Below are 1,561 nucleotides of genomic sequence, written 5' to 3' on the forward strand. Positions count from 1 at the left end.
CAACTTCGACTAACTCTTTACTTTCAGATAACTTAGGTTGAGCAACACCCAATCCTAAAAGAAAATGATTTACCCAACCTGCTAGCGCATCGGCTCTTAAAAAAACGGTTTCTGATTCTTCTGGGAGTAACATAGAGAAATGGAATACACTGCCATCAAGTTGTTCATACGTTACTTGATATAACTCATCAAGCGTGTCTGATAAACTTTTAGAAAAAGCTAAGCCTTCATTTGTCAGATCATGTAATAAGGTTTTCCAACTACTATCACTTATCGCACCACAAATAAATCCGGTAAGTAAACCATGCATTTCAGCAGCAGTTAAAGGCACAGAATATTGTTGTAATAAAGTATCGATAGTCTGGTAACTTGGTAATGTATTTTGTTTTGACATAAGAATAAAAGTCGCATTTAGGGGAATAGTTTAAGATATGCTACCATCAATAGAAGTCACTGTACCAGTTAAGCCACCTTAATCATTGGAATTTTTGCAGTAATAGCATTTAATACAATGCGATAACCGTATACACTACTAAACACGTAGCACAGATTTTATGTCAGGAAGGAATCATGTCCGCACAACCCGTTGATCTTCAAATTTTTGGGCGCTCATTACGTGTCAATTGCCCACCAGAACAAAAAGACGCTTTACTGGCTTCTGCTGCTGAACTTGAACAACGATTACAAGATCTCAAAGAGCGCAGTGGTGTTTCCAATACAGAGCATTTAATATTCATTGCAGCATTGAATATGAGCCATGAGTTGGCAGAAGAAAAGTTAAAAACAAGAGATTATGCCTACAATATGGAAGAAAAAATAAAAATGCTTCAACAGTCCATTGAACAGGCTTTACACGACCAAAGCAAGCATAATGATCGTTCTTTTTCGACGACAAAGTAGATTTGTTCAGAAAGCATACGTACACCACGAATTTCATAGATAATGGGTTGCTTTCTGTAATTAAAATAATACAATGGTTCACAGATAAGGTGCTTAACTGCACCTACCTAATTTCTCTGAGATGTTTGTCAGTGGGCGAGTCCCCTGAGCCGATATTTCAAACACTTAGAATGTGGTGATCTATTGCTTGTGAGCATACCTGATTCGTTCAGGCAGCCTAATGGTGATAACACTCCGTTCACCTTGGACCGCGGGTTCAAGGGTTACAGCCTACGACGGCATCTTGGAGACCCTAATCAAGTTCTAAATAATAAGTATTTTGAAATGCTTAATGTTTAGGGCTTTTTTTATATCCTCAAGTCGCGAATTTCCATAATAACTCACTAGTAGATTGATGATGGCAAACGCTTCACTTTTTCAACAAAGAGATACCATACGCAAAGCAATTCGCCAAAAAAGACAGCGTCTTAGCAAAGCACAACAACACACGGCAGCTTTGCAACTTTGCTCACAAGTTCTCTCTCATCCCAAAGTGCAAAACGCACGGACTATCGCCCTTTTTCTCTCTTTTGATGGTGAAATTGATACTCAGCCACTTATTTCACAACTATGGTCACTCAATAAACAGGTTTGTTTACCCATCTTGCACCCTTTTCATCAT

3 protein-coding genes and 1 other RNA gene are annotated in these 1,561 nt (G+C 38.4%); 3 read left to right on the plus strand and 1 reads right to left on the minus strand.

Annotation, left to right across the window (positions count from 1 at the left end; genetic code table 11):
- Nucleotides 1–394, minus strand: a 394-nt coding sequence (locus tag M983_RS16470) for a UPF0149 family protein (RefSeq protein WP_066753584.1), incomplete at its 3' end; no start/stop codon positions are given.
- Between the two features lie 176 nt (nucleotides 395–570).
- Here M983_RS16470 and zapA point away from each other — a divergent pair.
- From zapA to M983_RS16485, 3 genes are all read left to right on the plus strand, one after another.
- Complete coding sequence (gene zapA, locus M983_RS16475; protein ID WP_066753587.1) at nucleotides 571–900, plus strand: cell division protein ZapA; 330 nt, start codon at nucleotides 571–573, stop codon at nucleotides 898–900.
- Between the two features lie 110 nt (nucleotides 901–1,010).
- Nucleotides 1,011–1,194: non-coding RNA, 6S RNA (gene ssrS / locus M983_RS16480), on the plus strand.
- Nucleotides 1,195–1,297: 103 nt separating this feature from the next.
- A partial coding sequence (locus tag M983_RS16485; protein WP_281180127.1) for a 5-formyltetrahydrofolate cyclo-ligase occupies nucleotides 1,298–1,561 on the plus strand: 264 nt, incomplete at its 3' end.

This window comes from Proteus myxofaciens ATCC 19692, assembly GCF_001654855.1.
In the GTDB taxonomy this organism is placed as follows: Bacteria; Pseudomonadota; Gammaproteobacteria; order Enterobacterales; family Enterobacteriaceae; genus Proteus; species Proteus myxofaciens.

Bases quoted from the DNA above. Each gene is read 5' to 3' on its own strand.
- zapA (WP_066753587.1), top strand. From the start codon at position 571: ATGTCCGCACAACCCGTTGATCTTCAAATTTTTGGGCGCTCATTACGT.